This is a genomic window from Pseudomonas sp. DVZ6, from assembly GCF_024259445.1.
In the GTDB taxonomy this organism is placed as follows: domain Bacteria; phylum Pseudomonadota; class Gammaproteobacteria; order Pseudomonadales; family Pseudomonadaceae; genus Aquipseudomonas; species Aquipseudomonas peradeniyensis.
The window spans coordinates 47493-73821 of record NZ_JANCLM010000009.1 but is presented as its reverse complement, the minus strand read 5'-3'; the positions used below and the strand labels follow the sequence as shown (position 1 = coordinate 73821).

The following is a 26329-nucleotide window of genomic DNA, read 5'->3' as shown; positions in this document are numbered from 1 at the left end:
AAGACGGCTCCCGACCTGTGGGAGCGGGTTTACCCGCGAAGGCATCAACACGGTACAAGATCAGAACCCATGCTGGCGCAGCAACCGGTCGTAGCTGCCGTCGGCCTTCATCGTGGCGATGGCCTTCTCGAAGCGGGCGACGATCTTCTGGTGCTCGGGATGTTTGAGGCTGACCAGGATATGCAGGCTGTTCTCGCTCAGCGGCGGGTCGACGAACGCTACCCCCTCCCGCACCGGCTGCGGCTCGCGCTGCAGGTTGTAGCGCGCCACGTACTCATCCTCCACCGCCAGGTTGACCCTCCCGGCCGCCAGCATGCGCACGGCGGACGAGAAGTTGCGCACCAGCACCTTGTTCAGGCGCTCGTCGCTGTCGAATTCGGGGGAATAGGCGTAATCGCGCACCACGGCGATGGTGTAGGGATACAGGTCGGACTGGCGCGCATAGGCGAACGCTTCACCCTCGCGCTTGAGCAGGCGGATGCGGTTGACCAGGTAGGCGTCGGAGAACTGGCCGATCAAGGTACGGTCATTGTTGTACCAAGCGTTGATCAGCACATCGTAGCGCCCCTCGCCCACGCCCATCAGCGCCCTGGCCCAGGGCACCTCCTCGAACTCGGTGGCGTAGCCGGCGCGGGTCAGCGCCGTGGTGACGATGCTGGTGGCCAGGCCGCCCCCAGGCATGCCGGTGTCGGTAAAAGGCGGCCAGCTGTCGGCCACCAGCCGCAGCTTGCCATGGGCCAGGGCAGGCCCCGCGCACAACAGCCCGAGCAAACCAAGAACGCAAAGCAGTGGCCGCATGCTCAAGTCCTTTCGCAATTGGTAACCCACGCGGTAACGGCGATCTTAACGACTACTGTTCTGGGAGCCTACACAAGGCTGATCGTTGTAGCACGCGACAATACTGTCAAATTGCCTCTATTTTGGCCGGACTGTGGATAATTTCATCGTTCAACCGCGCAGGCGTTCGAAGACCCACTGGGCAATCTGCGTATCCTGCACCGCGACACCGGTCAGGTCGGCCAAGGTGACCTCGTACTGATCCTGACGCCCCGTTCCCTGGCCGGCCAGCACCGCGCCCAGCTCCAGCAGGCGCGAAGGTTCGAACAACCCCGCCTTGAGCGCGTGGGAAACCTCGCCATAGGCACCGCACTGGGCCTGCGAGTCGACGATGATTCGCGACATCGAAGCGACCAGCGCCGCATCCAGCTCCTGCTTGCCGATGCAGTCCGCGCCGACCGCCGTGATATGGGTACCGGGACGAACCCACTCGCGCCTGAGCAACGGCTCACGTGACGGGGTAGTGGTGACGATCAGGTTGGCCGCCTGCGCGACAGCCTGCGGCTGCCCGACCGTCTGCACGCTGAAGCCCAGCGCCCGGGCATGCTCACGGTAGTCCGACAGGCCCTGCGCACTGCGCCCCCAGACAACCACCTGGCGGCAGTTCGTCAGCGGCATCAGGTACTCCAGTTGCAGGCGGGCCTGCAGACCGGTGCCAAGCATGCCGATGGCCTCGACCTCGCGAGGCGCCAGCAGGCGGGCAACAATGCGCCCGGCCAAGGCTGTGCGCACGGCGGTCAGCCAACCCTGGTCGGCCAGCCAGGCCAACGGTTCACCGGTGCGGGCCGACAGCACCAGCATCAAGCCGTCATTGCTGGGCAGGCCTTTACCCGGATTGTCGTAGAAACCACTGGAGACCTTGACCACGAAGGTTTCGCCGCCTTCGAGATACGCCGACTTGATACAGCAATCACCATTGGCCTGGGGGAACTGGAAAGTCTGCACCGGCGGGGCCTGCACCTGGCCCGCACTGTAGGCCTTGAAACCGTCCACCAGCCGCCGCTCGATCGCGTCAAGGTCGAGGCAGGCCTTGATCGCCTGCAGGTCGTGGATCTTCATGCGATGGCCTCCAGGTATTTCTCCAGCTGGATGTTGCGCCCGCACAACACCACCGCCACCTTCTTGCCCTGGTAGTGCCCGGCCAGCTGCTTCATGCCTGCCAGCGCGACGGCGGCAGCGCCTTCGATGATCCAGCGCTCGCAAGCAGCGGCATCACGCATGGCCTGCCTGATCTCGTCCTCGCTGACCAGCACGGTGCGCGTCAGCAGGCGCTGGCAAATGGGCAAGGTGACCGCGTCCGGCTCCACGCCACCGGCGGTGCCGTCGGACAGGGTGGGCAACTCTTCCATCTCGATGATCCGGCCTTGTTCGATGGAGCGTTGCAGGGTCGGCGCGTTGGCCGGCCAGCAGCCGATGATCTGCACCGACGGCGCCAGCTTGTGCAGTGCGGTGGCGATGCCGGAGACCATCCCGCCGCCGCCCACCGCGACGTACACCGCGTCCAGGTCCGGCGCCTGCTCGAACAGTTCCATGCCGATGGTCCCCTGCCCGGCGATGACCTCCAGATCGTTGTAAGGTGAGACGAATGGCTTGTTCTGACACCCAGCCTCCTCACGAGCCAGTTGCTCCGCCCCCAGCGAATCGGCCTCCAGGACCTGCACCTGCGCCCCCAGCTGACGCATCGCCTCGATCTTGGCCGGCGAGGCTTCATCGCTGACATACACCGTCACCGGCACGTCCAGCAGCTGACCGGCCAGGGCAAGCCCTTGCCCATGATTGCCCGAGGAAGCAGCGATAACCCCCCTGCTGCGTTGCGCCTCGCCCAGCAGCCGCAGCTTGTTGCTGGCGCCGCGGAACTTGAACGAACCGGTCAGCTGGAGGTGTTCGCACTTGAGATGGACGTCGCAGCCAGTCATGGCCGAGAGCGCCAGGCTGCGTGCCAGCGGTGTCACCGGCACCTGCGGGCGCAAGGCCTGATGAGCCTGGAGAATGGACTGGTACAGCTGCTCGAGCGCCAGATCGTCGATAGGCATGGGGTGGAATCTCCTCGGAAAGCGACAGGCAGGTGCCAACGCAACATGGAATAAAAATCCACCGTAGAATATTTTTCCACCAAGCACAAGCCTGGAAACTAGGCCTCCCGAGCGAGCTTCACATACTTGTAGACCGTCGCCCTGCCCATGCCGAGGATATTGGCCACGTAGTCGAACGTACCGCCGCCGCGGAAGGCACCTTCCCCGTGCAGGGCCTCGACCAGCTCGCGTTTCTGCTCCCGGCTGAGCCCGTCGAGGCTCAAGCCATGCTGCCTGAGCCAGGCATGCAGGAAGGTGTTGATGCGCTCCTGCCAGTCATCACGGAACAGCACGTCTGGTTGGGGCAGCAAGCGGCTGGCCTGGAAGAACAGGTCCAGTGCCTGCTTGGCCTGCTCCAGCACCGAGATGTTGAAGTTGATGCACAGCAGCGCCTCGGCAGCCCCTGACTCATCGACCATGACGCTGCTGATCGAACGCACTTTCTGACCGTTCCAGTTGAGCTTCTCGTAGGGCCCCAGCGGCGTTGTGGCGCTGAGCTCGCCCGGCAGATCCTCCAGCGCCGAGTCGTCGCCCAACTGCCGTCTGGAAATATTGTTGGCGATATGCACGACCGTCTGGCTGCGCAGGTCGTGGACCACCACTTCGGCATGGGGGAACAACAGGGTCGCGACACCATCGGCCATGGCGGCGTAGTTGCTGAAGCGTGTATTGGTGGCCTTGGCAGACATCGGAACATCCTGAAAATTGGGTGTATTGCTCAAAACCTGAAAACTTGCGCAGTCCCTGTGGGAGCGGGCTTGCCCGCGAACACGGGCGTAGCCCGTGCCATACAGCGCGGTGTCTGTTTCGCGGCTAAAGCCGCTCCCACAGAGGACATGGCCTGTCAGGGATAACCCAGCACGTCGCGCAGCTGGCGCAGGTGTTGGATGATCCACTGCTTGTCGATCGCCCCCCAGTCGCGGATGCGGTAGTGCCCGGCATGGTTGCGCGCCCCGGCCTGCTGCTCGAACTCGCAGACGATATCCAGGTCGGCCAGGGCGGCGATGGTGTCCTGCGCGGTGCGCCGCGGCATGCCGGTCGCTTCCATCAGCGCCGGCACGCTGGTGGCGGTCTGGCTGTCGATCAGCCAGGCCACGTAGAGGCGGCGGTAGAAGCTGCTGCGGGTCTTGCTCACTTCCGTGGTCATGGGGTGCTTGTCCCTCAGGTATTGCCCGGCAGTTCCCGATAGGTCAGGTAGACGCGCAGGTCGAATTCAAGTTGATGGTAGTCCGGCTCCATGTGCTGGCAGAGCTGGTAGAACGCCTTGCTGTGATCGCGCTCCCTCAGGTGCGCCAGCTCATGCACCACAATCATGCGCAAAAACTGCGGCGCTGCCTCGCGGAACAACGAGGCGACGCGGATTTCCTTCTTGGCCTTGAGCTTGCCGCCCTGCACCCGCGACACCGCCGTGTTCAGGCCCAATGCACGGTGGGTGAGGTCCAGGCGGTTGTCGAACAGCACCTTGTCCAGCGGCGGCGCGCTGCGCAGGTACTGCTGCTTGATTTCCTGGGCATAGCCGTACAGCGCCTTGTCGCTCTGCACGTCATGACGCTCGGGGTAGCGCTGGCGCAGGTAGTCGCCCAGGCGATCGCTGGCGATCATCTGGCGCACCTGTTCCTGCAGGTGCGGCGGATAGGCTTGCAGGTAGCGTAAGGCGGTCATGGCAGGCGTTCGGAACGAGAAGACGCGAGTTTAGCCAATCACGACGCCCATGGGAAAACCACCGGGAAGTTGCCGGCATCGCTGGCGGTCAGCGGACGGGCGACCAGGAACCCCTGCACGTAGGCGCAGCCGGCATCCTTGAGCCATTCGGCCTGGGCCTGGGTCTCCACGCCCTCGGCAATCACCGTGATGTCATAGGCCGCGCACAGGCCGATGACGCTGCGCACCAGGGCGATGTCCGCCGCCGAGTCCGGCAGTCGCGCAACCAGGTGGCGGTCAAGTTTGAGGGTGTCGATGGGCAGGTCGCGCAGCATGCGCAACGAGCAGTCACCGGCGCCGAAGTCGTCCAGCGCCACGCGTATGCCCAGCTCACGCAGGCGGTGCACCTGCTTCACCGCCGCGTCGATGTTGTACATCAGCGACGTCTCGGCCACCTCCACCTCCAACTGGGCGGGCTGCAGCTGGTGCTTGTCGATCACCTGGGCCAGTTCATCGACCAACCCGGGCATGGTGAACTGGGCGCGGCTCAGGCTGATGCCCAGCACCAGCTGCGAACCGAATCGATCACTCCAGGCATTGCGTTGCGCGGCGCCCTTGCGATAGATCCAGCTGGCCAGGCGGTTGATCAGGCGCGCCTCTTCCAACAAGGGAATGAACAGCCCGGGCGGCACATCGCCGACACTCGGGTGCTTCCACCGTAACAGCGCCTCGAAGCCGCGCAGCCGGCCATCGGCGAACGCCACCTGGGGCTGGTAGACCAGGCTGAAGTCGTTCTGCTCGATGGCCGTGCGCACGCTGTCCTCGAGCATCAGCCGCGAGCGGGCGCGGCCATTGAGCTCCTGGTCGTAGAAGCGGTACTGCTGGCGGCCGGCCTGCTTGGCCGCATACATCGCGGCATCGGCTGCCCGCAGCAGGCCTTCCACGTTGGCGCCGCAGTCAGGGTAGGTGGCGATGCCGATACTCACCCCCAGGTTGACCTCCAGGCCGTCCACCTGCTGGAAGCTCGACATCCGCTCCAGCAGCTTCTCGGCATAGCGCCCGGCTTGCTCGGGGTACGGCAGGCCATCGAACAGCGCGGTGAACTCGTCGCCACCCATCCTGGCCAGTAGCGCCTCGCTGCCCAGGCACTCCTTGAGCTGATCGGCCACCCAGCGCAGGACCTTGTCACCGGCCTCGTGGCCAAGCAGGTCGTTGATCCGCTTGAAGCCGTCCAGGTCCATGTACATCAAGGCCTTGGCCTTGTCCGAGCGCTCGTTGCGCAGCAGCGCGCTCTCGGCGGCCTGATAGAAGCCACGACGGTTGAGCAATCCGGTCAGCGGGTCAGTAACCGCCTGGTACTCGAGCTGCTGATGCAGGCTGCGCACCACCGACATGTCCAGCACCGTCACCACCATGGCCTTCTGCTCGGCGGGCAGCGGCGCGCAGGACAGCGCCACCGGCACCAGCTGACCACCGAGGGTGCGCAACTGGGCATCGTGCACGCGAAAGATCTGCCGGCCCAGGTAGGCCTGGTAGAAGTCCGACTCATGCCACAGGTTGGCGCAGGGTAGCTGGATCAGGTCGAGCATGTGCGCGCCCTGCAGCTTGTCCACCGGGGCATCGAGCAGGCGCGAGATGGCCGGGTTGGCGAAGCCGATGCAGCCCGCCTCGTCCACCACCAGGATACCCTCGGCGGCGTTCTCCAGGATCGAGGCGTTGAAGGCCCGCGCCGACTCCAGTTCACGGGTCAGACGCTGCAGCATGCGCCGGTTGCGCTGCTGCTCCAGCAGGGCTTGGACCTTGGGCTTGAGAATCTGCGGGTCGAAGGGTTTGAACAGGTAGTCCACCGCGCCGCTGGCATAGCCTTTGAGCACAGCGGCATCGGACTGTTCGTTGGCGGTGAGGAAGATGATCGGGGTCAGCCGCGTGCGTTGGCTGCCGCGCATCAGGCGGGCCACCTCGAAGCCGTCCATCTCGGGCATCTGCACGTCGAGCAGGACCAGGTCGACTTCGTGTTCGAGCAGGGTGCTCAGGGCTTCCATCCCTGAACTGGCAGTCAATACCTGCCAATCCTGGCGGGACAACAGGGCCCGCATGCTGATGAGGTTCTCCGGATAGTCGTCTACGACCAGCAGCACCGAGCTGCTTTCCGGTGATTGTGAATAAGCGCCATCCATGCTGCTTCTCTTGGTAAGTCCAACTTCGACTTGTGATTGGATCCGATTGTTACTCTAGACTCGGCACCCGAAGACGCAATGCAGGCAGATGGCTATACGCCATCGGAATTGATGTTAGCCGACTAACGGTATAAGCGGTGGAGAGGCGACGTACGGGACGCGCAAACCAGCAGGCACAAAAAAGCCCGCATCACTGCGGGCTTTTTTTGTTGAACGGTGCCGGATCAGTTGATCTTGGCGGCCAGTTCACCCTTGGCGTAACGCTGGAACATGCCTTCCAGGGAGATCGGCTTGATCTTCGAGGCGTTGCCGGCGGTACCGAAGGCTTCGTAGCGAGCGATGCACACGTCGCGCATGGCCTTGACGGTTTCACCGAAGAACTTGCGTGGGTCGAACTCGCTTGGGTTGGTCGCCATCAGACGACGCATGGCACCGGTCGAGGCCAAGCGCAGGTCGGTGTCGATGTTGACCTTGCGCACGCCGTACTTGATGCCTTCGACGATTTCTTCGACCGGCACGCCGTAGGTTTCTTTGATGTCGCCACCGTACTGATTGATGATCGCCAGCCACTCTTGCGGCACCGAGGAGGAACCGTGCATCACCAGGTGGGTGTTGGGGATGCGCTTGTGGATTTCCTTGATGCGATCGATCGCCAGGATGTCACCGGTTGGCGGCTTGGTGAACTTGTAGGCGCCGTGGCTGGTGCCGATGGCGATGGCCAAGGCATCGACCTGGGTCTTCTTGACGAAGTCGGCGGCTTCTTCCGGGTCGGTCAGCATCTGGCTGTGGTCCAGGATGCCTTCGGCGCCAACGCCATCTTCCTCGCCGGCCTGGCCGGTTTCCAGGCTGCCCAGGCAGCCCAGCTCACCTTCCACCGACACGCCGCAGGCGTGGGCGAACGCCACGGTCTGCTGGGTGACGCGGACGTTGTAGTCATAGTCGGACGGGGTCTTGCCGTCTTCCTTCAGCGAGCCGTCCATCATCACCGAGCTGAAGCCCAGCTGGATCGAGCGCTGGCACACGTCAGGGCTGGTGCCATGGTCCTGGTGCATGCACACCGGGATGTGCGGGAACTCTTCGATGGCGGCCAGGATCAGGTGGCGCAGGAACGGGGCACCAGCGTACTTGCGGGCGCCGGCCGAGGCCTGGACGATGACCGGAGAGTCGGTGGCGTCGGCGGCTTCCATGATCGCGCGCATCTGCTCGAGGTTGTTGACGTTGAAAGCCGGAACGCCGTAGCCGAACTCGGCGGCGTGGTCCAGCATCTGGCGCATGCTAATGAGTGCCATTGTGTATCTCTCTCCCGACAAGCGTCGTTTGTTTCATGCAAGCCTGCCGCAGGGGCGGTTGCTGTTCAAGTAGTGTGGGCCATCTACGTGGCCCGGCCAGTCACGGTGCCTTGCAGCCCCGCCCAATCAGATCGTTGGTCGCCACCCAGTACACCAGGCCTTCTTCACCTTTGGTGTGGAAGGCCAGCATGCCATCGCTGTACAGCGCGCCGGAGGCACCCGGCTCGGCCTTGAGCCGATGGACCTGGTCGCCACCGCCGAGACGGACATCGACCGCGTCCTGCTGCGCGTCGGCGAATCGCCACAGCACTTCGGCCTGGCTGTCGCAGACCCAGCGGGTCCAGTTATCCGCCGGGGCGGGTTTGGCAGGCTGCAACAGCGAGCAGCCTGCCAGGGTCGCCAGGGCCAATGCGGCCAGAAGCGCTTTCATCCTAAAACCTCGTCATGGGTCCGCTGCGCGGCCCTTCGCGGGTAAACCCGCTCCCACAAGGTCAGTGCATTCCCTGTGGGAGCGGGTTTACCCGCAAAGGGCTGCGCAGCAGCCCCTCTTCCAAGACCACAAAACCCAGGCGTGGTTGCCAGCCACCCGATCAAGGGCAGCCCACGGCCTTGCGCTGGTGTTCGTCGTCGTACTTTTCCAGGCCGTCCGGCCCCAGGCGCTTGTTGATCACCGGTGCCGTCTCCGCCTGCCACTGGGACTGGTAGCAACCGCCCTTGGGCGGCTGCGCCGGATCGGCTTCGCTGCCCTTGTTGCCGGCGCAGGCGCCCAGCAACAAGGCCACGATCATCACAGGCAATTGCTTGACCATCAGGTCGCTCCCTTTGCCAGGCGCCTTCACGCTCAGGCCTTGGCCCGCTCTTCCAGGATTGCCACGGCAGGCAGGACCTTGCCTTCGACGAACTCGAGGAACGCGCCGCCACCGGTAGAAATGTAGGAGATATCGGCACCCACGCCATACTTGTCGATGGCCGCCAGGGTGTCACCGCCACCGGCGATGGAGAACGCGGCGCTGTCGGCGATGGCCTTGGCCAGGACCTTGGTGCCGTTGCCAAACTGGTCGAACTCGAACACACCGACCGGACCGTTCCACAGGATAGTCTTCGAGGTCTTCAGCAACTCGGCGAACTGCTCGGCGGTCTTTGGACCGATGTCCAGGATCATGTCGTCGGCGGCCACGTCGGCGATCGCCTTGACGGTGGCTTCGGCGCTTTCGGCGAACTCCTTGGCGACCACCACGTCCACCGGCAGCGGTACGCTGACCTTGGCGGCGATGGCCTTGGCGGTCTCGACCAGGTCAGGCTCGTACAGCGACTTGCCGACCGGGTGACCGGCGGCGGCGAGGAATGTGTTGGCGATGCCGCCACCGACGATCAGCTGGTCGCAGACCGTGCTCAGGCTGTTCAGCACGTCCAGCTTGGTGGAGACCTTGGAGCCGGCAACGATGGCCGCCATCGGCTTGGCCGGTGCCTTCAGGGCCTTGCCCAGGGCATCCAGCTCGGCTGCCAGCAGGGGGCCTGCGGCAGCGACCTTGGCGAATTTGGCGACGCCATGGGTGGAGCCTTCGGCGCGGTGGGCGGTGCCGAAGGCGTCCATCACGAACACATCGCACAGGGCGGCGTATTTCTGCGCCAGCTCGTCGGCGTTCTTCTTCTCGCCCTTGTTGAAGCGCACGTTTTCGAACAGCACCAGGTCACCGGCCTGCACCTGAACGCCGTCGAGGTAGTCGGCGACCAGCGGCACGTCGCGGCCCAGGGACTTGCCCAGGTAGTCGGCAACCGGCTTGAGGCTGTTCTCGGCAGAGAACTCGCCTTCGGTCGGGCGGCCCAGGTGCGAGCAGACCATCACCGCCGCGCCCTTCTCCAGGGCCAGCTTGATGGTCGGCAGCGCTGCCAGGATACGCGCGTCGCTGGCCACCACACCGTCCTTCACAGGGACGTTGAGGTCTTCGCGGATCAGTACGCGCTTACCTTGCAGGTCGAGGTCGGTCATCTTCAACACGGTCATGAATGCAGTCCTTCAGGGCTGTTTGCTGCGGGTTGGGTGTACGACGTGCAGATAGTGTTCGGCAACGTCGAGCATACGGTTGGCAAACCCCCATTCGTTGTCGAACCAGGCCAGCAGGTTCACCAGGCGGGGGCCTGAGACACGGGTCTGGCTGGCATCGACGATGGCCGAATGCGGGTCATGGTTGAAATCACAACTGGCGTGGGGCAGCTCGGTGTAGGCCAGCAAGCCTTTCAGCGGGCCGTCCAGGGCGGCCTCGCGCAGCACCCGGTTGACTTCCTCGGTGGTGGTATCGCGGGAAGTCTGCAGGGTGATGTCCAGGCACGAGACGTTTACCGTCGGCACGCGTACCGCTTTGGCCTGGATTCGCCCGGCAAGTTCCGGCAGCAGGCGTTCGATACCCCGGGCCAGGCCCGTGGAAACCGGAATCACCGACTGGAACGCCGAACGGGTGCGGCGCAGGTCTTCGTGGTGGTAGGCGTCGATCACCGGCTGGTCGTTCATCGCCGAGTGGATGGTGGTGATCTGCACGTACTCGATGCCAAAAGCCTGGTCCAGCACGCGCAACAGCGGCACGCCGCAGTTGGTGGTGCAGGAGGCGTTGGACACCAGCAGCTCGCTGCCGGTCAGGCAATCCTGGTTGACGCCGTAGACCACCGTGGCGTCGATGTCCGCCTCGCTGGCCATGGGCTGGGAAAACAGCACCCGCGGCGCGCCGGCGTCGAGGAAGCGCTGGCCGTCGGCACGGGTGTGGTAGGCACCGGAGCATTCCAGCACCAGGTCGATGTCCAGGGCGGCCCAGTCGATGCCTTCCGGGGTGGCGCTGCGCAGTACTTTCACGCAGTCGCCATTGATATGCAGACAGTCGCCGTCGACCTTCACCTCGCCGGGGAAACGCCCGTGGGTGGAGTCGAAGCGCGTCAGGTATTCCAGGCTGGCCTGGTCGGCCAGGTCGTTCAGCGCGACGATCTCGAAACCGGCCTTCGCCCCCCGCTCGAACAGTGCGCGCAGGACACAGCGGCCGATGCGGCCGTAACCGTTGAGTGCAACTTTGTAGGGACGCGGGTGGGGCATAGGTAGCTCTTGAACTCCGGCGGTTGAACGGGGCCGCTGCGCGGCCCATTCGCGGCACAAGGCCGCTCCTACAGGAAACGGCGTGCGCAATGCCCTGTAGGAGCGGCCTTGTGCCGCGAACGAGGGCCAAAGGCCCTCGCCTTACCTGTATCAGTCTTCCAGCAGCTCTTCGGCGGTACCCAGGATGTTGTCCAGGGTGAAGCCGAACTCCTCGAACAGCGCGCTGGCCGGGGCCGACTCGCCGTAGGTGGTCATGCCGATCACGCGGCCTTCGAGGCCGACGTACTTGTACCAGAAGTCGGCGTGAGCGGCTTCGATGGCGATACGCGCGCCAACTTCCAGCGGCAGTACCGACTGCTTGTAGGCTGCGTCCTGGGCGTCGAACACGCTGGTGCTCGGCATCGACACGACGCGGACCTTGCGGCCGTCCGCGGTCAGCTTGTCGAAGGCTTGAACGGCCAGGCCCACTTCGGAGCCGGTGGCGATCAGGATCAGCTCAGGCTCGCCGGCGCAGTCCTTGAGCACGTAACCGCCACGGGCGATATCGGCGATCTGCTGGGCGTCGCGGGTCTGGTGCTGCAGGTTCTGGCGCGAGAAGATCAGCGCCGACGGGCCGTCCTTGCGCTCCAGGGCGGCTTTCCAGGACACGGCGGATTCCACCGCATCGGCCGGACGCCAGGTGTCCAGGTTCGGCGTGCTGCGCAGGCTGGTCAGCTGCTCGATTGGCTGGTGGGTCGGACCGTCTTCGCCCAGGCCGATGGAGTCGTGGGTGTAGACGTGGATCACGCGCTGCTTCATCAGCGCCGACATGCGTACGGCGTTGCGGGCGTATTCCATGAACATCAGGAAGGTGGCGCCGTAAGGCACCAGGCCGCCGTGCAGGGCGACGCCGTTCATGATGGCGGTCATGCCGAACTCGCGCACGCCGTAGAACACGTAGTTGCCGCTGGCATCGTTGGCTTCGACGCCCTTGCAGCCTTTCCACAGGGTCAGGTTGGAGCCGGCGAGGTCGGCGGAGCCACCGAGGAACTCTGGCAGCAGCGGACCGAAGGCGTTCAGGGTGTTCTGGCTGGCCTTACGGCTGGCGATGGTCTCGCCCTTTGCAGCAACTTCGTTGATGTAGGCCTGGGCCTTCTCGGAGAAGTCGGCCGGCAGGTCGCCGGCGGCGCGGCGCTTGAACTCGGCAGCCAGCTCAGGATAGGCCTTGGCGTAGGCGTCGAAGCGCTGGTTCCACTCGGCTTCGACCTTGGCGCCAGCTTCCTTGGCATCCCACTCGGCCTTGATGTCGGCCGGGATTTCGAACGGGCCGTGGTTCCAGTTCAGTTCCTTGCGGGCCAGGGCGATTTCGTCGTTGCCCAGCGGTGCGCCGTGGCAGTCTTCCTTGCCCTGCTTGTTCGGCGAGCCGAAGCCGATGATGGTCTTGCAGCAGATCAGGGTCGGACGGTCGCTCTTGCGCGCGGTCTCGATGGCGGTCTTGATCTCGTCGGCGTCGTGGCCGTTGACGTTGCGGATCACCAGCCAGTTGTAGGCTTCGAAGCGCGCCGGGGTGTTGTCGGTAAACCAGCCGTGGACTTCGCCGTCGATGGAGATGCCGTTGTCGTCGTAGAAGGCGACCAGCTTGTTCAGGCCCAGGGTGCCGGCCAGCGAGGCGACTTCATGGGAGATGCCTTCCATCATGCAGCCGTCGCCGAGGAACACGTAGGTGTTGTGGTCGACGATGTCGTGGCCTTCACGGTTGAACTGGGCACCCAGCACTTTTTCCGCCAGGGCGAAGCCCACGGCGTTGGCCAGGCCTTGGCCCAGCGGGCCGGTGGTGGTCTCGACGCCCGGGGTGTAACCGAACTCCGGGTGGCCCGGGGTGCGGCTGTGCAGCTGGCGGAAGGCCTTGAGGTCGTCGATGGTGACGTCGTAGCCGGTCAGGTGCAGCAGCGAGTAGATCAGCATCGAGCCGTGGCCGTTGGACAGCACGAAGCGGTCGCGGTCGGCAAAGCTTGGGTTGCTCGGGTTGTGCTTCAGGTAATCGCGCCAAAGCACTTCGGCGATATCCGCCATACCCATGGGGGCACCTGGGTGGCCGCTGTTGGCCTTTTGCACGGCATCCATGCTGAGGGCACGAATGGCGTTGGCACGTTCACGACGGCTGGGCATCGCTGAGTCTCCTGGGGCTTGAAATAGGTGGTGAAGCGAAAAAAGGCGGCCATTTTCGCCCACAGGGGGGGCCGGGGGCAATGACGTATGGTCGCAGTCGGGTTTTTTTCCTGTGTTTGTTCGGCAATTTGGGTGAAAACAGCGGGATTGCCGTCGACTTCTTCGCGGGTAAACCCGCTCCCACAGGTCTGCGCGATCTCTGTGGGAGCGGGTTTACCCGCGAAGAGGCCCGCACAGGCGAACCGATCCTCCGCCCATCGACCAATATCAAAACTTTTTGATATTGGTCTTGCTAGGGTAACGATGCCTGTCTAGACTCCCGCCCCATGAACCTCAATGCGCCCATCACCCCACAACGCAGCGACGAGCTGGCCGCCCTGTGCAAGGCCGGCGGCGACCCCCTGCGCCTGAACGTGCTGCGCGCATTGGCCAATGATTCGTTCGGCGTGCTGGAGCTGGCGCAGATCTTCGACATCGGTCAGTCGGGCATGAGCCATCACCTGAAGGTGCTGGCCCAGGCCGAGCTGGTGGCGACCCGCCGCGAAGGCAACGCGATCTTCTACCGCCGCGCCCTGCCCGACAGCCAGCGCCTGGGCGGCCGTCTGCATTCGGCGCTGCTCGAGGAGGTCGACGACCTCGCCCTGCCTCAAGCAGTGCAGGCTCGCATCGCCCAGGTCCAGCAGCGTCGCGCCGCCACCAGCCAGGATTTCTTCCTGCGCGTGGAAGAGAAGTTCCGCGCCCAGCAGGACCTGATCGCCGGCCTGCCGCAGTACCGCGAAAGCCTGCTGGCACTGCTCGACAAGCTGAGCTTCGACGCGGGCGCCAGCGCCCTGGAGGTCGGCCCCGGCGACGGCGGTTTCTTGCCCGACCTGGCCAGGCGCTTCGAGCAGGTCACGGCCATGGACAACAGCCCGACCATGCTCGAGCTGGCCCGCCAGGTCTGCGAGCGCAACGAATTGAGTAACGTAAACCTGCAGTTGGCCGATGCACTGGGTGCAACGGATGTGGAAGCCGACTGCGTTGTGCTGAACATGGTCCTGCACCATTTCAGCGACCCGGCCCAGGCCCTGCGCCTGCTGGCCAGACGGGTGAAGGCGGGCGGCAGCCTGCTGGTCACCGAGCTGTGCAGCCATGACCAGGGGTGGGCCCGCGAAGCCTGCGGCGACCTGTGGCTTGGCTTCGAGCAGGACGACCTGGCCCGTTGGGCCAACGCGGCAGGGCTGGCCCCCGGGGACAGCCTCTACGTGGGCTTGCGTAACGGTTTCCAGATCCAGGTCCGGCACTTCCAGCGGACCACTGGCGACATACAACATCGGTAAATTTCAGGAACCCATCGAGATGAGCGAATACTCCCTTTTCACCTCCGAGTCCGTGTCCGAAGGGCATCCGGACAAGATCGCCGACCAGATCTCCGACGCGGTGCTGGACGCCATCATCGCCCAGGACAAGTACGCCCGCGTGGCCTGCGAGACCCTGGTCAAGACTGGTGTCGCCATCATCGCCGGTGAAGTCACCACCTCGGCCTGGGTCGACCTGGAAGAGCTGGTGCGTAAAGTGATCATCGACATCGGCTACAACAGCTCCGACGTCGGCTTCGACGGTGCCACCTGCGCCGTGATGAACATCATCGGCAAGCAGTCGGTGGATATCGCCCAGGGTGTCGATCGCTCGCGCCCTGAAGACCAGGGTGCCGGCGATCAGGGCCTGATGTTCGGCTACGCCAGCAACGAGACCGACGTGCTGATGCCGGCGCCGATCTGCTTCTCGCACCGTCTGGTCGAGCGCCAGGCCGAAGCGCGCAAGTCCAAGCTGCTGCCATGGCTGCGCCCGGACGCCAAGTCGCAGGTCACCTGCCGCTACGAAAACGGCAAGGTAGTCGGTATCGATGCCGTGGTGCTGTCGACCCAGCACAACCCTGAGGTTTCGCAGAAAGACCTGCAGGAAGCGGTGATGGAGCTGATCGTCAAGCACACCCTGCCGGCCGAGCTGCTGCACAAGGACACTCAGTACCACATCAACCCGACCGGCAACTTCATCATCGGTGGCCCGGTGGGCGACTGCGGCCTGACCGGCCGCAAGATCATCGTCGACAGCTACGGCGGCATGGCCCGCCACGGCGGTGGCGCGTTCTCCGGCAAGGACCCGTCCAAGGTCGACCGTTCCGCCGCCTACGCCGGCCGCTACGTGGCCAAGAACATCGTTGCCGCGGGCCTGGCCGAGCGCTGCGAGATCCAGGTGTCCTACGCCATCGGCGTAGCCCAGCCGACCTCCATCTCGATCAACACCTTCGGTACCGGCAAGGTCTCCGACGACAAGATCGTGCAGCTGGTGCGCGAGTGCTTCGACCTGCGTCCGTACGCCATCACCACCATGCTCGACCTGCTGCATCCGATGTACCAGGAAACCGCCGCCTACGGTCACTTCGGCCGTACGCCGCAGCAGAAGACCGTCGGCGACGACACCTTCACCACCTTCACCTGGGAGCGCACCGACCGCGCCGCCGCCCTGCGCGACGCCGCTGGCCTGTAAGCCTCCTACAGCAGTACCGGAAAGCCCCTGCCGAGTGATCGGCAGGGGCTTTTTTGTGACATATGGGCTGACAAATGCCCACCGTCGCCCACGCCGTCACCCGCCTAGGCTGAGAACTCCTTCCCGCCTTGCAAGGATGCCGGCCATGCCATTACTGCTGATAGTCGTAGCGCTGCTGTTGCACCACCCCGTTGTCCTGGCGGGTGTGTGCCCGGCCTGGGACTCGGCGCAGGCCGAGGCCGAGGTCGCCCGGCTGCGCGCCACCCTCGCCCACTGGGACGACCAGTACCATCGCCAGGGTATCGCCCTGGTGGCCGACGAACTCTACGATCAAAGCCGCCAGCACCTGCTGGAGCTTCAAGCCTGCTTTGGTCTTTCCCACGACGACGCTCCGCTGGCGAGCGCCCGCGGCACTATCCCCCATCCGATCCCCCATACCGGTGTCGACAAGCTTGCCGACGAGCAGGCCGTAGCCCGCTGGCTGCTGGGCAAACGCGACATCTGGATGCAGCCGAAGGTCGACGGCGTCGCGGTGTCACTGATCTACCGCCAGGGCCAACTGACAGGCCTGCTCAGCCGTGGCGACGGCACACTAGGGCACGACTGGAGCCGGCACATCCCGGCGCTGAGCGGTATCGTGCGACAACTTTCCCAACCTTTGGACAGTGTGTTCCAGGGTGAGCTGTACTGGCGCCTGGACCACCACGTGCAAGCAGAAGCAGGCAGCGCCAACGCCCGCGGCTCCGTCGCCGGGCTGCTGGCACGCAAGCGGATGACCGAGGAACAAGGCGCGGGCATCGGCCTGTTCGTCTGGGACTGGCCGCACGGCCCGGACAACCAGGCCGAACGCCTGGCGCAGCTGACAGCGCTTGGTTTTCCGAACAGTCAACGCTTGAGCGTGGCCATCGAGGATGTCGCCGAGGTTGCGCGCTGGCGTCAGCACTGGTACCGCTCGCCCCTGCCCTTCGCCAGCGACGGCGTGATCCTGCGCCAGGACAGCCGCCCCGCAGCACAGCGCTGGCGCGCCCAGGCGCCCTACTGGATCGCTGCCTGGAAATACCCGTTCGCCCAGGCGCTGGCGCAGGTCAGGGAGGTGCAGTTCCGAATCGGCCGTACCGGGCGCATCACACCCTTGCTGCTGTTGCAGCCGCTGACCCTGGACGATCGCCGGATCAGCCAGCTCAGCCTTAGCTCGCTGGCGCGCTGGAGGCAGCTGGACGTCCGGCCCGGTGACCAGATCGCGGTCAGCCTGGCCGGCATGACCATCCCACGCCTGGAAAGCGTGGTGCATCGCGCCGCCCGGCGTCCCGAGGTTCAGGCTCCGGATCCGTCTGTTTATAACGCCTTCAGTTGCTGGCAGGTCGACGATGGCTGCCAGCAGCAGTTCCTTGCCCGCCTGGCCTGGCTGGGCGGCAAGCAGGGACTGGACCTGCCGGGCCTGGGGACCGAAACCTGGAAACGTCTTGTCGAAAGTGGCCATATCGTGCAGTTGACCGATTGGCTGAACCTCGATCAGAAACAGCTGCTCGAGGTACCCGGGATCGCCCAGGCACGGGCCAGGCAATTGCAGACTGCTTTCTCTCAGGCCCGCCAGCAGCCGTTCAAACGCTGGCTGCGAGGCCTCGGCGTACCCGCACCGTCCAGCCTGCAAATGGGCCCCGACTGGCACACACTGGCATCCAGAAACATAGAGCAATGGCTTGCCGAACCTGGCGTCGGACCTGGTCGAGCAGAGCAATTGCAGGCTTTTTTCGCCCACGAGCGGGTTCAGGAGCTGGCCCGAAACCTGCGCACCCATGCAATCGAGGGTTTCTAATTTGCGCAGATCAAGGCAGCATTTCGTTTTCTGCTGCCCAGCCTCGAATGGAGCCCTCGATGAAACTGCTTTCGTCCCTCGCCCTGTCTACCCTGCTCGGTTTCGCCGCCAGCCCGCTGCTGGCCGCCGCAGAGCAGCCGGGCCTGACCGGTTGCGCGGCCAAGCGCCAGGCCATCAGCGAACAGATCGAACAAGCCCGCGCCCATGGCAACAGCGACCAGCAGGCGGGGCTGGAAAAAGCCTTGAGCGAAGTCACCGAACACTGCACCGATGCCGGCCTGCGCAAGGAGCGCGAGCAGAAGGTGCTCGACGCTCGCCATGAAGTGAACCAGCGCACCAAGGACCTGGACAAGGCCATGAAGAAGGGCGACGCGGAGAAGATCAACAAGCGCAAGGACAAGCTGGCCGAGGCGAAGAAGGAGCTGCAGGAGGCCGTGGACGAGCTCGAACGCTAGTCGACCGGTCTTATGTGTACGAACCGTGGGAGCGGGCTTGCCCCGCGATGACGTCAGCCCAGGCAACGTCACTGGCCGATCCGGCGCCATCGTGGGGCAAGCCCGCTCCCACGAGCCCGCACCCACAACGGCCCACTCGCTCAGTGATTGCGAAACTCGCTATGACAGGCCTTGCACGCCGCCTCGACCTTGTCCATCGGCGCCTTCACCTGCGCCACGTCCAGCGGCTGGGCACGGGTCACCGCGACCAGTTCGCCAGTGACGCCCTCCAGTTGCCGGGCCAGGTCCTGGAACCGCGCCTGGCGCTGCCAGACCTCGGCCCGCGCGCTGCTGTCACCCTCATCGCGCACCTGCGGGAAGTGCTGCCACGGCGCGTGGGCCAGGCTGTCCAGCTTCGCCGCGCCATCGGCGAACTTCACGCCGTCGAAGGGCAAGCGCCCGCGCAGCATGCCCCCCATGTCTTCGCTGGTCTTGAGCATCTGCTTGAAGATCGCCTTGCGCTGGCCCAGCGGCGAGTTGGGATCAACGCCGTCACAGGCACTCAGGGCAAGGGCGGCAAGCAGTACTACGGTCAATCGCTTGAACATCACGGTCTCTTCGGCCAGGAAAACGGGCGGCCAGTATCACCGCCTCGCGGGCAAAGACCAATAGCCACACAGAAAACAGGGGCGAATCTTCACGCTTTGCCCCACACAGGACCGACAACATGAAATCTGCATTGCGCCATCTCGCCTGGGCACTGCCTGCCCTGGCGCTCCTGGCCGGCTGCAACGGCGGCGAAAGCGCCAAGCCCGAACCCCACGCCATCGCCACCTACGTGCCCGCCAACTTCAAGGACCTGCCCCAGGTCAGCGACGACGACCTGCTGGCCGGCTTCTACGCCTGGCGCAGCGGTTGCGAGAAGCTCAGGCGCGACCCGGTGTGGGCCGCCACCTGCGAAGCAGCGGGCTCGGCCACGGCCAATGCCGCCCAGGTGCGCACCTTCCTCGAACAGAATCTACAGGTCTATGGCCTGCGTTCGGCGCAGAACAGCGCCAACGGCCTGATCACCGGCTATTACGAGCCGGTCTACCCCGGCAGCCTGGCCCGCACCGACAGAGCGCAGGTCCCGGTGTATGGCGTGCCCGAGGACATGATCGTGGTCGACCTGGCCGGCGTGTACCCCGAGCTAAAGGGCAAACGCCTGCGCGGGCGCCTCGACGGGCGGGTGCTCAAGCCCTACGACACCGCCGAGGTGATCAACCGCGACGGCGCCAAGGCGCCGGTACTGGCCTGGCTGACCGACCCGATGGACCTGCAGTTCCTGCAGATACAGGGCTCGGGCCGTATCCAGCTGGAGAACGGCCGCCAGTTGCGCCTGGGCTACGCCGACCAGAACGGCCACCCGTACCGGCCGATCGGCCGCTGGCTGGTTGAGCAGGGGCAGTTGCCGAAGGAAGAGGTGACCATGGGCAGCATCCACGCCTGGGCCCAGGCCAACCCGCAGCGTGTGCCCGAGCTGCTGGCCAGCAACCCAAGCTACGTGTTCTTCAGCACCCGCCCGGACAGCAACGAGGGGCCGCGCGGCTCGCTCAACGTGCCGCTGACCGCGGGCTACAGCGTGGCGATCGACCGCAAGGTAATCCCCCTTGGCAGCCTGCTCTGGCTGTCCACCACCCGCCCGGACGGCAGCCCGGTGGTGCGCCCGGTCGGCGCCCAGGACACCGGCGGCGCCATCACCGGCGAAGTGCGCGCGGACCTGTTCTGGGGCACCGGCCCCGAGGCCGGCGAACTGGCGGGGAACATGAAGCAGCAAGGGCAGATCTGGATGCTGTGGCCCAAGGGGCAGCCTTTGCCAGAAGTACCAAAGGTTCCTTGATGGCTGCATGCGCCCTGTAGGAGCGGCCTTGTGCCGCGAAAGGGGCGCGCTACAGACATCGCAGGGCCCGCTTCGCGGGCCTTTCGCGGCACAAGGCCGCTCCTACAACAATCAGCGCAGACCGGCAGATTTTCTCAAGTCAGATGGACACCACGAAGAACGCCACGATCAGCGCCATCCCGACGAACCACACCAGCGAGCGCAACACTGCCCAGTCGGCCAGATAGCAGATGATGTAAAGCAAGCGGCTGGTGATGTACACCACCCCAAGCACATCCTGGGTCACCTGCTCGGCATTGCCGACGATGTCGGCCACCAGAACCGCCGCGGCAAACGCGGGAAACGCCTCGTAGCCATTCAATTGGGCAGCATGGGCACGCCGTGGCAGCCCTTCGAGCTTGTCCAGAAACGCACGCGGGTCGTGATTGGCACGCAGGCCAAAATACCCGCTGCTGAGTTTGGCGATCAATGCACACAGCGGTGGCAGGACCAGCGCGACGAGAATGCACCACAGGGCAACGGTCATCTACAGGACTCCTTGTTCACAGAGGATCGGTCAGAGCTTCATCACCAGCATGCCAGCCAGGACCAGCCCGCAAGCTAGGAGTCTCGGCCCGCCAAAAGGTTCTTTGAGGTAGCGCATGCCCAGCAGCACCACGAGGATCACGCTCAGCTCACGCAGCGCCGCCGCCTCGGCGACCGACCCCAGGTGCATGGCCCACAGCACCAGAGCGTAGCTCAGCAGCACGCACAGCCCCACCGCCAACCCCAACCGCCACTGGGTGCGCCAGAACAGCGCGAATTGCGGCCCGCGGGCAACGCCGGCCAGCAGCGGGAACGGCCAGGCACTGAGCAGGGTCAGCCATACCAGGTAGTCCATGGGCTTGCCCCACAGGCGAACAGCTTGGCCATCGAACCAGGTGTAGCAACCGATGCACAGGCCAATCAGCGCCACCACCGGCAGCATCGACCAGGGCAGGCGATCACCGCCACCACCCTGCCACAGCAGGCAGGCCATACCGCAGGGGATCAGGAGGATGCCGATGATCTGCTGCTGGCTGAGCGACTCGCCGGCGAAGGCCAGGGTCAAGCCCAGGACCACCAACGGCGACAGGCCACGCATCAGCGGATAGACCAGGCCCAGGTCGCCCACTTTGTAGGCTTTTATCAACAGGTAGCGATACAGCTGTTCGGCAAGCGCCGAAGCCAGCAGCCAGGGCCAGATGCTGGCAGGGGGAAACTCGACGAACGCCACCGCCAGAACGGCGAAGACCAGTGCCACAAGGTCCATGCTGGCGATCACCAGCAGGCGTTCGGCGCTGAATTTGATCAGGGTGTTCCAGGTCGCGTGGAGCAGGGCTGCGACCAGTACCAGGGAGGTTGCCAACACGCGGGATTCCTTGCGCAAAGACCAGGCGACACCTCGCACTATAACGGTTTGCTGTTGCTTGTAGGCATCGTGGGAGCGCCTGCCGCCCGACTTGAGGAACGATTCCGACAAAACCGGTCATAAGGTGTGTCCCGAACCCCGCGCCAGGTCATCAAAGAACTGCCCGAGCCACTCGGGAAACGACTTGGAAGCCACTGTTACAGGATTCGGGATGCTTGAATTAGTTGCCGCGTTTATCTGCCTCACCACCCTCCTCACCTATGTGAACTACCGCTTCATCGGCCTGCCGCCGGCCATCGGCGTGATGGTCACCGCACTGCTGTTCTCCCTGATGCTGCAGGGCCTGAGCCTGATCGGCTTTCCTGGCCTGGAAGAGCGCGTCGAAGGCCTGATGAACCAGATCGACTTCAATGACCTGCTGATGCACTGGATGCTGTCGTTCCTGCTGTTCGCCGGCGCCCTGCACGTCAACCTCGCCGACCTGCGCAGCTACCGCTGGCCGATCGGACTCTTGGCCACGATCGGCGTGCTGATCGCCACCGTGGTGATCGGCTACCTGGCGCACTGGGTGTTCGCCCTGTTCGGCTGGAACGTGCCGCTGATCTACTGCCTGCTGTTCGGCGCGCTGATCTCGCCGACCGACCCGATCGCCGTGCTCGGCGCGTTGCGTACCGCCAACGCCTCCAAGCCGCTGAAGACCACCATCGTCGGCGAGTCGCTGTTCAACGACGGCACCGCGGTGGTGGTGTTCACCGTGCTGCTAGGCATCATCCAGCTGGGCGAGACGCCGAGCGTGTCCGACACCGCCCTGCTGTTCGCCCGCGAAGCCATCGGCGGGGTGGTGTTCGGCGGGGTGATCGGCTACGCGACCTACCGCATGATCAAGAGCGTCGAGCAGTACCAGGTCGAGGTCATGCTGACCCTGGCGCTGGTGATCGGCGGCTCGGCCATGTGCTACGAGCTGCACGTCTCGGCGCCGATCGCCATGGTGGTGGCCGGCCTGATCATCGGCAACCTGGGGCGCAACCTGGCGATGAACGACATGACCCGCCGCTACATGGACGGTTTCTGGGAACTGATCGACGACATGCTCAACGCCCTGCTGTTCGCCCTGATCGGCCTGGAGCTGTTGCTGCTGCCGTTCAACTGGCTGCACCTGGCGGCCGGTGGCGTGCTGGCGGTGGCGGTGCTGGCCTCGCGCCTGCTGACCGTGGCGCCGGCCATCGTGTTGCTGCGCCGCTGGCGGACCGTGCCGCAAGGCACCATCCGCGTGCTGACCTGGGGAGGCCTGCGCGGTGGCGTGTCGGTGGCCCTGGCGCTGTCGCTGCCACAGGGCGATGAGCGTGACCTGCTGCTGTCGATCACCTACATCGTGGTGCTGTCGTCGATCCTGGTGCAGGGTCTGACGGTCGGCAAGGTGGTACGCAAGGTCAGCACACAGCCTTGAAAAGGCCGGGACCGCTTTGCGGCCCTTCGCGGCACAAGGCCGCTCCTACAGGGGATTGCGTTCTTCTGTAGGAGCGGCCTTGTGCCGCGAAGGGCTGCAGAGCAGCCCCCGAGAATTACTCCACGGCGCTGTCCGGGAACTGATCCTGGATGTACTTGATCTCGGTACGCCCGTGCGGCGCCGGCTGGCCATCCTCGCCCAGGTTGACGAAGACCATCTTGTCTACGGTCAGGATCGCCCTGCGAGTGATCTTGTTGCGCACTTCGCACTTGAGGGTGATCGAGGTGCGGCCGAACTCGGTGGCGGTGATGCCCAGCTCGATGATGTCGCCCTGGCGCGAGGCGCTGACGAAGTTGATCTCGGAAATGTACTTGGTCACCACACGCTGGTTGCCCAGCTGGACGATGGCGTAGATCGCCGCCTCCTCGTCGATCCAGCGCAGCAGGCTGCCGCCGAACAGGGTGCCGTTGGGGTTGAGGTCTTCGGGTTTTACCCATTTGCGGGTGTGAAAGTTCATCTGTACTCCTGGCCTGCGGCCTCATGAACATCGAGCGGCGAACGGCGGATCAGCCGTCCGACCACGTCCTACATGGTAGCCCCATTGATTTGCGTCAACCATGTCCACGCCCTACGACCATTGGTCAGTATCCGCGCAACGCGGTTTGACACCCACCCCCACGGATCTAGCCTGACCCCTGTGATCCGCAGATCACTCCAGGTGGTCGGACAACCGGAACTTGGCATACCGTGCGGCAGTACCGGCATTCGCAGGAAGCGAGGCTCCGGGCAGTGCCAGTGGAGAGCGACTGAGGCTCACCATTGACCTACTCGAAATCAGTGAAAGGGAATCCACTATGTCCAGAATCATTGATGTCAGCATCAACGTCGACACTGAAACCATCCTCAAAAAGTACCCTACCGCGAGCAGGGATCCGAACAAGCCCACATTCATACCACCGGAACACATTTACATGGTCACCTATCAGGACAACGTCATCTCCGGCCAGGCCGGTGGTGAGTTGCATCTCCGGGGCCGTGTGGGCGATGTGGTCCGCTGGCGCGAGCAAAGCATCTCGTTCGGCTTCGAGCAATCGGTAATCCTCTACGGATTCGTCTCCGACGATCCCAAGCACAAACTCCTGGAAGACCCTCGCCCCCTCCACGCAGAGGTTCAATCAGCCGTACCCAACGAGAACAACAAGACCATCCCGACATGCCAGATCCTCGACAACTACTACTGGCGTGGCGATCTGCTCAAGCAAGGGAAAGTCACCTACCACTTCAAGTTCATGATCGTCGATCGCGACTGCAAGTGCTGTGGCTACTTCGAATGGGATCCGTTCATCACCATCACCAACTGATCCACGCCGCGCACCGCCGCCCCTCGGGCCGGCGGTGCGCGCCAGTCCCCGGATCACTCATTGCTGCTCAAGGAAGGAGCGCATCATGACCACGGAGAATCCCGCCCATCACGCGCTGATCATTGTCGATACTCAGGGGCTGCTCACAGCCGTCGAGCGACTCCCCAGCGATCCAGCTTCTCCCGCCGAACTCGACCCCCGCCATTTCTGCATCCTGCACTCACGCCCGGCAACGGGTGAAACGCTGCTTCTCGACACACCGGAGTTAGTCGTCGCGGCTGGGGACACCCTGCTCCTGCACACGGTCCCGGTGGCGCTGCTCGGCGAGGAGATGCTGTTCAGCCACAGCCCCGTCAGCGAGCCGCTGCTGGACATCGAGTTGGCCGAGCAACGCAACCTGCGCCTGGCCCTTCCCGATGCAGCGGCGCCGCTGCAGCCGACAAGCCGCCAAGTCGACACCTATCACTGGCGTATCCACTGCGACCAGCCGGGTGAATTCAAGTTGGCCTGGCAGGTGATGGTGCTGGCCCAGGGCTGCGAGCCGCTCGCCCACTTCACACTGCGCCTTGCCTTGCGGACCAACGGCCACTCGCAGTGAACCCGTCTTTGGCGTTTAGCCCTTGGGATGCATCGAAAGCCCCGCTATAATCGCCCGGCACTTTCGACGGTGGCTCCAGCGGCCACCGTTCCCGCCACCCATCCGAGGGGCGCTGCAGCAGGCTCGGCCTGTCAGGCTCGGTTGGGGCGTTGTCCGCGCAAGCGGACGCTCAACGCACAACGGCGCCCATTCGCACACTACGAATGGAGGCTCTCAATGAGCGCTGTAAACACGCCTGCTGGTTTTTCCGACTTCAAGGTCGCCGACATCTCCCTGGCCGACTGGGGCCGCAAGGAAGTCATCATCGCCGAATCGGAAATGCCGGCACTGATGGGCCTGCGCCGCAAGTACCAAGCCGAGCAACCGCTCAAGGGCGCGAAGATCATCGGCTGCATCCACATGACCATCCAGACCGCCGTGCTGATCGAGACCCTGGTCGCCCTGGGCGCCGAAGTGCGCTGGTCGTCGTGCAACATCTTCTCCACCCAGGACCAGGCCGCCGCGGCCATCGCCGCCGCCGGCATCCCGGTGTTCGCCTGGAAAGGTGAAACCGAGCAAGAGTACGAGTGGTGCATCGAGCAGACCATCCTGAAAGACGGTCAGCCATGGGACGCCAACATGGTCCTGGACGACGGCGGTGACCTGACCGAAATCCTGCACAAGAAATACCCGGCCATGCTGGACAAGATCCACGGCGTGACCGAAGAGACCACCACCGGCGTGCACCGCCTGCTCGACATGCTGGCCAAGGGCGAGCTGAAAGTCCCGGCGATCAACGTCAACGACTCGGTCACCAAGAGCAAGAACGACAACAAGTACGGCTGCCGTCACAGCCTGAACGACGCCATCAAGCGCGGTACCGACCACCTGCTGTCGGGCAAGCAGGCTTTGGTGATCGGCTACGGCGACGTGGGCAAGGGCTCGGCCCAGTCCCTGCGTCAGGAAGGCATGATCGTCAAGGTCACCGAAGTCGACCCGATCTGCGCCATGCAAGCGTGCATGGACGGCTTCGAAGTGGTCTCGCCGTTCAAGGACGGCATCAACACCGGTACCGAAGCCGGCATCAACAAGGACCTGCTGGGCCGCATCGACCTGATCGTCACCACCACCGGTAACGTCAACGTCTGCGACGCCAACATGCTCAAGGCCCTGAAGAAGCGCGCCGTGGTCTGCAACATCGGCCACTTCGACAACGAGATCGACACCGCCTTCATGCGCAAGAACTGGGCATGGGAAGAGGTCAAGCCGCAGGTGCACAAGATCCACCGCACCGGCGCCGGCGTGTTCGATCCGCAGAACGACGACTACCTGATCCTGCTGGCCGAAGGCCGCCTGGTGAACCTGGGCAACGCCACCGGCCACCCAAGCCGCATCATGGACGGCTCGTTCGCCAACCAGGTCCTGGCGCAGATCTTCCTGTTCGAGCAGAAGTTCGCCGAACTGCCAGCCGCCAAGAAGGCCGAGCGCCTGACCGTTGAAGTGCTGCCGAAGAAGCTGGACGAAGAAGTGGCCCTGGAGATGGTCCGCGGCTTCGGCGGCGTGGTCACCCAGCTGACCCCGCAGCAGGCCGAGTACATCGGTGTGACCGTCGAAGGTCCGTTCAAGCCGGACGCCTACCGCTACTAAGCAGCG

26 protein-coding genes and 1 riboswitch are annotated in these 26329 nt (G+C 64.5%); of the genes, 9 read left to right on the top strand and 17 right to left on the bottom strand.

All coding sequences use genetic code 11. The features are described from left to right. Positions 1-60 precede the first annotated feature (60 nt). From NMG10_RS07395 to tkt, 13 genes are all read right to left on the bottom strand, one after another. Positions 61-798 carry an ABC transporter substrate-binding protein gene (locus NMG10_RS07395; RefSeq protein ID WP_254464086.1) on the bottom strand — a complete coding sequence of 246 codons (738 nt, stop codon included), beginning with the start codon at positions 796-798 and terminating at the stop codon, positions 61-63. Positions 799-948: 150 nt separating this feature from the next. Next, positions 949-1896 (bottom strand): ornithine cyclodeaminase family protein, encoded by a 948-nt coding sequence (locus NMG10_RS07390; protein WP_254464085.1) that lies wholly within the window; start codon positions 1894-1896, stop codon positions 949-951. After that, on the bottom strand, positions 1893-2870 hold the full coding sequence (locus NMG10_RS07385) for a threonine/serine dehydratase (RefSeq protein ID WP_254464084.1): 978 nt from the start codon (positions 2868-2870) through the stop codon (positions 1893-1895). Before NMG10_RS07385 ends, NMG10_RS07390 begins: the two co-directional genes overlap by 4 nt. A 98-nt stretch (positions 2871-2968) precedes the next feature. Continuing rightward, positions 2969-3598 (bottom strand): transcriptional regulator, encoded by a 630-nt coding sequence (locus NMG10_RS07380; protein WP_203648242.1) that lies wholly within the window; start codon positions 3596-3598, stop codon positions 2969-2971. A gap of 155 nt (positions 3599-3753) precedes the next feature. Continuing rightward, the gene (locus tag NMG10_RS07375) at positions 3754-4056 is read right to left on the bottom strand and encodes a helix-turn-helix domain-containing protein (RefSeq protein WP_254464083.1); all 303 of its coding nucleotides are present in this window, start codon (positions 4054-4056) and stop codon (positions 3754-3756) included. A 14-nt stretch (positions 4057-4070) separates the two neighbouring features. Beyond that, a complete protein-coding gene (locus NMG10_RS07370) occupies positions 4071-4571 on the bottom strand; it encodes a M48 family metallopeptidase (RefSeq protein ID WP_254464082.1) in 501 nt (166 codons plus the stop codon). A 38-nt stretch (positions 4572-4609) separates the two neighbouring features. Beyond that, positions 4610-6727 (bottom strand): bifunctional diguanylate cyclase/phosphodiesterase, encoded by a 2118-nt coding sequence (locus NMG10_RS07365; RefSeq protein WP_254464081.1) that lies wholly within the window; start codon positions 6725-6727, stop codon positions 4610-4612. A gap of 224 nt (positions 6728-6951) precedes the next feature. Beyond that, the gene (gene fba, locus NMG10_RS07360; RefSeq protein WP_232856288.1) at positions 6952-8016 is read right to left on the bottom strand and encodes a class II fructose-bisphosphate aldolase; all 1065 of its coding nucleotides are present in this window, start codon (positions 8014-8016) and stop codon (positions 6952-6954) included. A 100-nt stretch (positions 8017-8116) separates the two neighbouring features. Beyond that, positions 8117-8446 carry an MliC family protein gene (locus tag NMG10_RS07355; RefSeq protein ID WP_110734782.1) on the bottom strand — a complete coding sequence of 110 codons (330 nt, stop codon included), beginning with the start codon at positions 8444-8446 and terminating at the stop codon, positions 8117-8119. 160 nt (positions 8447-8606) lie between these two features. Next, positions 8607-8825, bottom strand: coding sequence for a hypothetical protein (locus NMG10_RS07350; RefSeq protein WP_203648248.1), 219 nt, complete (start codon positions 8823-8825; stop codon positions 8607-8609). A gap of 32 nt (positions 8826-8857) precedes the next feature. Next, positions 8858-10021, bottom strand: coding sequence for a phosphoglycerate kinase (locus tag NMG10_RS07345; RefSeq protein ID WP_254464080.1), 1164 nt, complete (start codon positions 10019-10021; stop codon positions 8858-8860). 12 nt (positions 10022-10033) lie between these two features. After that, complete coding sequence (epd, locus tag NMG10_RS07340; protein ID WP_110734779.1) at positions 10034-11095, bottom strand: erythrose-4-phosphate dehydrogenase; 1062 nt, start codon at positions 11093-11095, stop codon at positions 10034-10036. A gap of 150 nt (positions 11096-11245) precedes the next feature. Further along, positions 11246-13243: a transketolase gene (tkt, locus tag NMG10_RS07335; RefSeq protein ID WP_254464079.1), complete on the bottom strand. Its 1998-nt coding sequence runs from the start codon at positions 13241-13243 to the stop codon at positions 11246-11248. Positions 13244-13569: 326 nt separating this feature from the next. On the opposite strand from tkt, the gene NMG10_RS07330 reads away from it, so the two are divergent. From NMG10_RS07330 to NMG10_RS07315, 4 genes are all read left to right on the top strand, one after another. Continuing rightward, positions 13570-14562, top strand: a complete 993-nt coding sequence (locus tag NMG10_RS07330) for a metalloregulator ArsR/SmtB family transcription factor (RefSeq protein ID WP_203648263.1) — start codon at positions 13570-13572, stop codon at positions 14560-14562. 19 nt (positions 14563-14581) lie between these two features. Beyond that, on the top strand, positions 14582-15772 hold the full coding sequence (gene metK / locus NMG10_RS07325; protein WP_186715851.1) for a methionine adenosyltransferase: 1191 nt from the start codon (positions 14582-14584) through the stop codon (positions 15770-15772). A gap of 145 nt (positions 15773-15917) precedes the next feature. Further along, positions 15918-17588, top strand: a complete 1671-nt coding sequence (gene ligB / locus NMG10_RS07320; RefSeq protein ID WP_254464078.1) for an NAD-dependent DNA ligase LigB — start codon at positions 15918-15920, stop codon at positions 17586-17588. A gap of 59 nt (positions 17589-17647) precedes the next feature. Continuing rightward, entirely contained in the window at positions 17648-18043 is a 396-nt protein-coding gene (locus NMG10_RS07315) for a DUF1090 domain-containing protein (RefSeq protein WP_203648267.1), read from the top strand. Between the two features lie 140 nt (positions 18044-18183). Here NMG10_RS07315 and NMG10_RS07310 read toward each other — a convergent pair whose 3' ends face one another. Then, a complete protein-coding gene (locus NMG10_RS07310; RefSeq protein ID WP_232856285.1) occupies positions 18184-18630 on the bottom strand; it encodes a cytochrome c in 447 nt (148 codons plus the stop codon). A gap of 119 nt (positions 18631-18749) precedes the next feature. Here NMG10_RS07310 and NMG10_RS07305 point away from each other — a divergent pair, with 119 nt between their 5' ends. Next, positions 18750-19901, top strand: coding sequence for a murein transglycosylase A (locus tag NMG10_RS07305; RefSeq protein WP_254464077.1), 1152 nt, complete (start codon positions 18750-18752; stop codon positions 19899-19901). A 139-nt stretch (positions 19902-20040) separates the two neighbouring features. On the opposite strand, the gene NMG10_RS07300 is transcribed toward NMG10_RS07305, so the two are convergent. Both NMG10_RS07300 and NMG10_RS07295 read right to left on the bottom strand, forming a co-directional pair. Beyond that, a complete protein-coding gene (locus tag NMG10_RS07300; RefSeq protein WP_110734763.1) occupies positions 20041-20427 on the bottom strand; it encodes an MAPEG family protein in 387 nt (128 codons plus the stop codon). Positions 20428-20457: 30 nt separating this feature from the next. Next, complete coding sequence (locus tag NMG10_RS07295; protein WP_232856283.1) at positions 20458-21291, bottom strand: DMT family transporter; 834 nt, start codon at positions 21289-21291, stop codon at positions 20458-20460. Positions 21292-21502: 211 nt separating this feature from the next. Between NMG10_RS07295 and NMG10_RS07290 the strand changes: the two genes are divergently transcribed. Beyond that, positions 21503-22738 (top strand): sodium:proton antiporter, encoded by a 1236-nt coding sequence (locus NMG10_RS07290; protein ID WP_232856282.1) that lies wholly within the window; start codon positions 21503-21505, stop codon positions 22736-22738. 115 nt (positions 22739-22853) lie between these two features. On the opposite strand, the gene NMG10_RS07285 is transcribed toward NMG10_RS07290, so the two are convergent. After that, positions 22854-23255 carry an acyl-CoA thioesterase gene (locus NMG10_RS07285; RefSeq protein ID WP_186715898.1) on the bottom strand — a complete coding sequence of 134 codons (402 nt, stop codon included), beginning with the start codon at positions 23253-23255 and terminating at the stop codon, positions 22854-22856. Positions 23256-23592: 337 nt separating this feature from the next. On the opposite strand from NMG10_RS07285, the gene NMG10_RS07280 reads away from it, so the two are divergent. The 3 genes from NMG10_RS07280 (at position 23593) to ahcY (ending at position 26323) form a co-directional block, all read left to right on the top strand. Beyond that, complete coding sequence (locus tag NMG10_RS07280; protein ID WP_232856281.1) at positions 23593-24099, top strand: inclusion body family protein; 507 nt, start codon at positions 23593-23595, stop codon at positions 24097-24099. Positions 24100-24184: 85 nt separating this feature from the next. Next, positions 24185-24697, top strand: a complete 513-nt coding sequence (locus NMG10_RS07275) for a hypothetical protein (protein WP_254464076.1) — start codon at positions 24185-24187, stop codon at positions 24695-24697. A gap of 98 nt (positions 24698-24795) precedes the next feature. Further along, a riboswitch (S-adenosyl-L-homocysteine riboswitch) is annotated at positions 24796-24892 on the top strand. Positions 24893-24913: 21 nt separating this feature from the next. After that, complete coding sequence (gene ahcY / locus NMG10_RS07270) at positions 24914-26323, top strand: adenosylhomocysteinase (RefSeq protein ID WP_028688336.1); 1410 nt, start codon at positions 24914-24916, stop codon at positions 26321-26323. The last annotated feature ends 6 nt before the right edge of the window (positions 26324-26329 follow it).

Excerpts from the sequence above, each read along its gene's own strand:
- NMG10_RS07350 (WP_203648248.1), bottom strand. The coding sequence starts at position 8,825 with ATGGTCAAGCAATTGCCTGTGATGATCGTGGCCTTGTTGCTGGGCGCC.
- ligB (WP_254464078.1), top strand. The coding sequence starts at position 15,918 with ATGCCATTACTGCTGATAGTCGTAGCGCTGCTGTTGCACCACCCCGTT.
- NMG10_RS07375 (WP_254464083.1), bottom strand. The coding sequence starts at position 4,056 with ATGACCACGGAAGTGAGCAAGACCCGCAGCAGCTTCTACCGCCGCCTC.
- NMG10_RS07275 (WP_254464076.1), top strand. The coding sequence starts at position 24,185 with ATGACCACGGAGAATCCCGCCCATCACGCGCTGATCATTGTCGATACT.
- NMG10_RS07385 (WP_254464084.1), bottom strand. The coding sequence starts at position 2,870 with ATGCCTATCGACGATCTGGCGCTCGAGCAGCTGTACCAGTCCATTCTC.
- NMG10_RS07345 (WP_254464080.1), bottom strand. The coding sequence starts at position 10,021 with ATGACCGTGTTGAAGATGACCGACCTCGACCTGCAAGGTAAGCGCGTA.
- NMG10_RS07370 (WP_254464082.1), bottom strand. The coding sequence starts at position 4,571 with ATGACCGCCTTACGCTACCTGCAAGCCTATCCGCCGCACCTGCAGGAA.
- tkt (WP_254464079.1), bottom strand. The coding sequence starts at position 13,243 with ATGCCCAGCCGTCGTGAACGTGCCAACGCCATTCGTGCCCTCAGCATG.
- NMG10_RS07390 (WP_254464085.1), bottom strand. The coding sequence starts at position 1,896 with ATGAAGATCCACGACCTGCAGGCGATCAAGGCCTGCCTCGACCTTGAC.
- NMG10_RS07280 (WP_232856281.1), top strand. The coding sequence starts at position 23,593 with ATGTCCAGAATCATTGATGTCAGCATCAACGTCGACACTGAAACCATC.
- NMG10_RS07315 (WP_203648267.1), top strand. The coding sequence starts at position 17,648 with ATGAAACTGCTTTCGTCCCTCGCCCTGTCTACCCTGCTCGGTTTCGCC.
- NMG10_RS07300 (WP_110734763.1), bottom strand. The coding sequence starts at position 20,427 with ATGACCGTTGCCCTGTGGTGCATTCTCGTCGCGCTGGTCCTGCCACCG.
- NMG10_RS07290 (WP_232856282.1), top strand. The coding sequence starts at position 21,503 with ATGCTTGAATTAGTTGCCGCGTTTATCTGCCTCACCACCCTCCTCACC.
- NMG10_RS07395 (WP_254464086.1), bottom strand. The coding sequence starts at position 798 with ATGCGGCCACTGCTTTGCGTTCTTGGTTTGCTCGGGCTGTTGTGCGCG.
- NMG10_RS07310 (WP_232856285.1), bottom strand. The coding sequence starts at position 18,630 with ATGTTCAAGCGATTGACCGTAGTACTGCTTGCCGCCCTTGCCCTGAGT.
- epd (WP_110734779.1), bottom strand. The coding sequence starts at position 11,095 with ATGCCCCACCCGCGTCCCTACAAAGTTGCACTCAACGGTTACGGCCGC.
- ahcY (WP_028688336.1), top strand. The coding sequence starts at position 24,914 with ATGAGCGCTGTAAACACGCCTGCTGGTTTTTCCGACTTCAAGGTCGCC.
- fba (WP_232856288.1), bottom strand. The coding sequence starts at position 8,016 with ATGGCACTCATTAGCATGCGCCAGATGCTGGACCACGCCGCCGAGTTC.
- NMG10_RS07365 (WP_254464081.1), bottom strand. The coding sequence starts at position 6,727 with ATGGATGGCGCTTATTCACAATCACCGGAAAGCAGCTCGGTGCTGCTG.
- NMG10_RS07355 (WP_110734782.1), bottom strand. The coding sequence starts at position 8,446 with ATGAAAGCGCTTCTGGCCGCATTGGCCCTGGCGACCCTGGCAGGCTGC.
- NMG10_RS07380 (WP_203648242.1), bottom strand. The coding sequence starts at position 3,598 with ATGTCTGCCAAGGCCACCAATACACGCTTCAGCAACTACGCCGCCATG.
- NMG10_RS07330 (WP_203648263.1), top strand. The coding sequence starts at position 13,570 with ATGAACCTCAATGCGCCCATCACCCCACAACGCAGCGACGAGCTGGCC.
- metK (WP_186715851.1), top strand. The coding sequence starts at position 14,582 with ATGAGCGAATACTCCCTTTTCACCTCCGAGTCCGTGTCCGAAGGGCAT.
- NMG10_RS07305 (WP_254464077.1), top strand. The coding sequence starts at position 18,750 with ATGAAATCTGCATTGCGCCATCTCGCCTGGGCACTGCCTGCCCTGGCG.
- NMG10_RS07285 (WP_186715898.1), bottom strand. The coding sequence starts at position 23,255 with ATGAACTTTCACACCCGCAAATGGGTAAAACCCGAAGACCTCAACCCC.